The sequence below is a fragment of the Halorhodospira neutriphila genome (assembly GCF_016584055.1).
In the GTDB taxonomy this organism is placed as follows: Bacteria; Pseudomonadota; Gammaproteobacteria; order Nitrococcales; family Halorhodospiraceae; genus Halorhodospira; species Halorhodospira neutriphila.
In genome coordinates this window covers 1-4,507 of the sequence record NZ_NRSH01000156.1, presented here as the reverse complement: position 1 = coordinate 4,507, position 4,507 = coordinate 1, and the positions used below count along the sequence as shown (strand labels likewise).

General features: G+C 70.1%; 6 protein-coding genes. All 6 read right to left on the bottom strand.

The features are described 5' to 3' along the window. Positions 1-1,762 (bottom strand): NADH-quinone oxidoreductase subunit L (gene nuoL / locus CKO13_RS10835; RefSeq protein WP_200260816.1); only part of this gene is annotated, 1,762 nt, incomplete at its 3' end. A gap of 3 nt (positions 1,763-1,765) precedes the next feature. Continuing rightward, entirely contained in the window at positions 1,766-2,071 is a 306-nt protein-coding gene (nuoK, locus tag CKO13_RS10830; protein WP_200260813.1) for an NADH-quinone oxidoreductase subunit NuoK, read from the bottom strand. 48 nt (positions 2,072-2,119) lie between these two features. Next, positions 2,120-2,725, bottom strand: coding sequence for an NADH-quinone oxidoreductase subunit J (locus CKO13_RS10825; protein ID WP_200260810.1), 606 nt, complete (start codon positions 2,723-2,725; stop codon positions 2,120-2,122). Positions 2,726-2,771: 46 nt separating this feature from the next. Then, a complete protein-coding gene (nuoI, locus tag CKO13_RS10820; RefSeq protein WP_200260807.1) occupies positions 2,772-3,260 on the bottom strand; it encodes an NADH-quinone oxidoreductase subunit NuoI in 489 nt (162 codons plus the stop codon). Between the two features lie 13 nt (positions 3,261-3,273). After that, the gene (gene nuoH, locus CKO13_RS10815) at positions 3,274-4,287 is read right to left on the bottom strand and encodes an NADH-quinone oxidoreductase subunit NuoH (RefSeq protein ID WP_200260803.1); all 1,014 of its coding nucleotides are present in this window, start codon (positions 4,285-4,287) and stop codon (positions 3,274-3,276) included. 25 nt (positions 4,288-4,312) lie between these two features. Beyond that, on the bottom strand, positions 4,313-4,507 hold a 195-nt coding region (locus tag CKO13_RS10810; protein ID WP_200260800.1), incomplete at its 5' end, for a molybdopterin dinucleotide binding domain-containing protein.

The window sequence follows — 4,507 nt, the reverse complement described above, 5'->3', positions numbered from 1 at the left end:
CCCCGGCGAGGCCGCCCATGTAGAGGGCCTCGAAGCCGTACTGGCGCTCCAGGATCCGGCGCGGCAGGCCCAGGCCGGCGACGAGGCGCTCGCGCAGGTCGGGCCGGCGCAGGTAGAGCAGCCACGCCAGCAGCGCCCCGGCGGCCGCCAGGTAGAGCGGCGGGGTGGCGAAGGCGTGGCCGATGAACCCGGCGGCGCCGTGGTACGCCTCGGCGACGTGGGCCAGGCCGGTCCCCTCGGCGAGTACCTGGATGCCGCCGCCCTCGCCGGTGAGCAGGTCGCCGGCGACCATCGGCCCGAAGGTGTAGAGGCCGATGAGCGCCGAGGGCACGGCGAGCAGGATCAGCGGCACCGTCACCACCGCCGGGCTCTCGTGGAGGTGCTCCCGGGCGTGGGGGTCGAGGCGCTCCTCGCCGTGGAAGACCAGGAAGAGCAGCCGGAAGCTGTACAGGGCGGTGACGAAGACGCCGAGCACCAGCAGCCCGTAGGCGAGCCCCGTCGCCGCCCCATCGGCGTGGCCGACGGCGGCGATGATCCCCTCCTTGGAGAAGAAGCCGGCGAAGCCGGGGAAGCCGATCAGCGCCAGGGTGCCGATGAGCATGGCGGCGTAGGTGATCGGCATGTACCGGGCCAGCCCGCCCATCCGGCGCATGTCCTGCTCGTGGTGCAGGGCGACGATCACCGAGCCGGCGGCGAGGAAGAGCAGCGCCTTGAAGAAGGCGTGGGTGAAGAGGTGGTAGACCCCCGCGGAGTAGGCGGAGACCCCCAGGGCCGCGGTCATGTAGCCGAGCTGCGAGAGCGTCGAGTAGGCGATGACGCGCTTGATGTCGTTCTGCACCAGGCCCACCAGCCCCATGAGGAAGGCGGTCAGCGCCCCGACCACCAGGATCACGGTCAGCGCGACGCCGGAGAGCTCGTAGAGCGGCGAGAGCCGGGCGACGAGGAAGATGCCGGCGGTGACCATGGTGGCGGCGTGGATCAGCGCCGAGATCGGCGTCGGGCCCTCCATGGAGTCCGGCAGCCAGACGTGCAGCGGCACCTGCGCCGACTTGCCCATGCAGCCGAAGAAGATCAGCAGCCCGGCCACCGTCGCCAGCGGCCACTCGGCGCCGCCGAAGAGCGCCACCGTCGCGTCCGGCGCCGCCTCGAGGGCGGCGAAGAGCTCGCCGTAGTGCACCGTGCCGAAGGCGGCGGCGAGCACGGCGATGCCGAGCAGCAGCCCCAGGTCGCCGAGGCGGTTGACCAGGAAGGCCTTGAGGTTGGCGACGATGGCGCTCTCGCGGGTGAACCAGAAGCCGATGAGCAGGTAGGAGACCAGGCCCACGGCCTCCCAGGCGAAGAACAGCTGCAGGAGGTTGTTCGCCATGACCAGGGTGAGCATGGCGAAGGTGAACAGGGCGATGTAGCTGAAGAAGCGCTGGTAGCCGGCGTCGTCGTGCATGTAGCCGATGGTGTAGACGTGGACCATCAGCGAGACGAAGGCCACCGTCGCCATCATCACCGCCGTGAGCCGGTCGACGAGGAAGCCGGCCTCCAGGCGCAGCTCGCCCACCGCCGCCCAGGTGTAGGCGGTGGTCTCGATCGGCGCGAGCCCGCCCCAGAGCAGGCCGTAGAGGACCCACAGGGAGAGGCCGAAGGAGCCGGCCACGGCCAGGATGGTGACCCAGTGGGCGCCGGCGCGCCCGATCCAGCGGCCGCCGAGCCCGGCGATCAGGGCGGCGGCGAGCGGCAGCAGCACGATGAGGTAGAGGACCGTCTCCATGGCTTAGCCCCTCATGGCATCCAGGGAAGCGACGTTGATGTCGCCGCGCGCGCGGAACAGCACCACGACGATGGCCAGCCCGATGGCCGCCTCCGCCGCTGCCACGGTCAGGATGAAGAAGACGAACAGCTGGCCGGCGATATCCTCGAGATAGGCCGAGAAGCCGATGAAGTTGATGTTGACGGCGAGCAGGATCAGCTCGATGCACATCAACAGCAGGATGACGTTCTTGCGGTTGAGGAAGATCCCCGCCACACCGAGGGAGAAGAGCAGCGCCCCGAGGATCAGGTAGTCGGACAGCTCAATCATTGGGCCTTCCCGCTTGCCTAGACGTGCATGGACCCGAGGCCGTGGCGCTCACTGCTCGGCGCCGCCTCCGCGGGGCTTCATCTTGACGATGCGCAGCCGCTCCCGCTTGCTCGTCGCCAGCTGCTCGCCGATGCGCTGGTAGCGCCCGCGCTGCACCGGCCGCAGGGTCAGCGCGATGGCCGCGACGATGGCGACGAGCAGGATCGCGCCGGCGATCTCGAACGGGTAGACGTACGCGGTGTAGAGCAGCGCGCCGAGGACCTGGATGTTGTTCGTCTCGCCGCTCGGCGCCGGGATCATGCCGCCGGTGAGCCCGGCCTGCTCGGCGAGGATCACCCCGCCGAGCTGCGCCGCCATGAGCGCCGCGACCAGCGCCCCCACCGGCAGGTAGCGGGCGAAGCCCTCGCGCAGCGGCGCGACGTTGATATCGAGCATCATCAGCACGAAGAGGAAGAGCACCATCACCGCGCCGACGTAGATCACCACGAGGGCGATGCCGAGGAACTCGGCGCCGGCGAGCACCCAGAGGATCGCCGCGTTGAAGAACGCCAGCACCAGGAACAGCGCCGCGTGCACCGGGTTGCGCACGGTGATGACCATGGCGCCGGCGAACAGCAGCACCGCAGCGAAGATGTAGAAGATCACCTGCTCCATAAGCCTTCGAGGTCCTTCGTTAGCGCTCGGCGGGCCCCTCGCCCGCTCAGCGGTACGGCGCGTCGGCGGCCCGGTCGGCGGCGATCTGCGCCTCGTGGCGGTCGCCCATCTCGAGCAGCCCCTGCTTGTCGATGACGCGCTCGCTGGCGTCCTCCATGTGGAAGAGGTCGACCCGCGTCAGGACGATGGAGTCCACCGGGCACGACTCCTCGCAGAGGCCGCAGTAGATGCACTTGAACATGTCGATGTCGTAGCGGCTGGTCCGCCGCGTGCCGTCCTGGCGCTGGTACGAGTCGATGGTGATCGCCAGCGCCGGGCAGACGGCCTCGCAGAGCTTGCAGGCGATGCAGCGCTCCTCGCCGTTGGGGTAGCGGCGCAGCGCCAGGTGCCCGCGAAAGCGCGGCGACTTCGGCGCCCGCTCCTCGGGGAACTCGAGGGTGACGCTGCGGCGGAAGAGGTGGCGGCCGGTCAGGCGCATCCCCCGCAGCAGCTCCACGAGCAGGAAGCCTTGCAGATACTCGCTCAGCGGTCTCATGACCGTCCCCCCGTCAGAACCATGGGCCGAGGCCGGTGTAGGCGAAGCCGGTCAGCACGACCAGCCAGACCACGGTCACCGGTATGAGCACCTTCCAGCCGAGCCGCATGATCTGGTCGTAGCGGTAGCGCGGGAAGGTGGCGCGGAACCACAGGTAGCAGAAGGCGAAGATCGCCGCCTTGAGCACCAGCCAGACGACCCCCGGCACCCAGGCGAGGGCCGGGCCGAGCACCGGCAGGCCGGCCACCGGCGAGTACCAGCCGCCGAGGAAGAGCGTGGCGGCGATCACCGAGATCAGCAGCATGTTGGCGTACTCGGCGAGGAAGAAGACGGCGAAGGCCATCCCCGAGTACTCGACGTGGAAGCCGGCGACGATCTCCGACTCGCCCTCGGCGACGTCGAAGGGGGCGCGGTTGGTCTCCGCCACCCCGGCGATCCAGTAGACCAGGAACAGCGGCAGCAGCGGGAGCCAGAACCAGTTCCAGACCGGGCCGGCCTGCGCCTCGACGATGCCGGTCAGGCTCATCGTCCCCGCCGCCATGAGCACCCCCACCAGGGCGAAGCCCATGGCGATCTCGTAGGAGATGATCTGCGCGGCGCTGCGCAGCGTGCCGAGCAGGGCGTACTTGGAGTTGGAGGCCCAGCCGGCGAGCAGCAGGCCGTAGACCCCCAGGGAGGTCATGGCCAGGATGTAGAGCAGCCCGGCGTTGATATCGGCGATGGCCCAGCCCTGGTCGAAGGGGATCACCGCCCAGGCGGCGAGCGAGGGCATGATGGCCATGGTCGGCGCGATGACGAACAGCGCCCGGTTGGCCTGGGTGGGGATCGTGATCTCCTTGAACAGGAGCTTGAGGGCATCGGCGATGGGCTGCAGCAGCCCGCGGTAGCCGACCCGGTTGGGCCCGCGGCGGTCCTGCATGTGGCCGATGACCCGCCGCTCGGCGTAGGTGAAGTACGCCACCGCGAGGAACAGCGGGATCAGCACCGCCCAGATCTTGGCGACTTGCCAGAAGAGTGTCTCGAACATGCCCTCGTGCTCCTCCTGCTGCGCCCTAGAGCGCCTCGACGGTCACCGCCCCGAAGGGCGGGCCGAGCGCGGCGCGGCCGTCCAGGGCGGCCGGGATCCATACCGTGCGCGCCGGGACCTGCGGGTCGACGGCCGCCGGCAGCTCGGCGGCGCCGGCCGGCGCCCGGACGCGGACCTGGGCGCCGGCGCGCACCCCGAGCTGCTCGGCGGTCTCCGGGGC

What these genes read in the sequence shown, in the direction of transcription:
- nuoK (WP_200260813.1), bottom strand. Translation starts at nt 2,071, where the DNA reads ATGATTGAGCTGTCCGACTACCTGATCCTCGGGGCGCTGCTCTTCTCC.
- CKO13_RS10825 (WP_200260810.1), bottom strand. Translation starts at nt 2,725, where the DNA reads ATGGAGCAGGTGATCTTCTACATCTTCGCTGCGGTGCTGCTGTTCGCC.
- nuoI (WP_200260807.1), bottom strand. Translation starts at nt 3,260, where the DNA reads ATGAGACCGCTGAGCGAGTATCTGCAAGGCTTCCTGCTCGTGGAGCTG.
- nuoH (WP_200260803.1), bottom strand. Translation starts at nt 4,287, where the DNA reads ATGTTCGAGACACTCTTCTGGCAAGTCGCCAAGATCTGGGCGGTGCTG.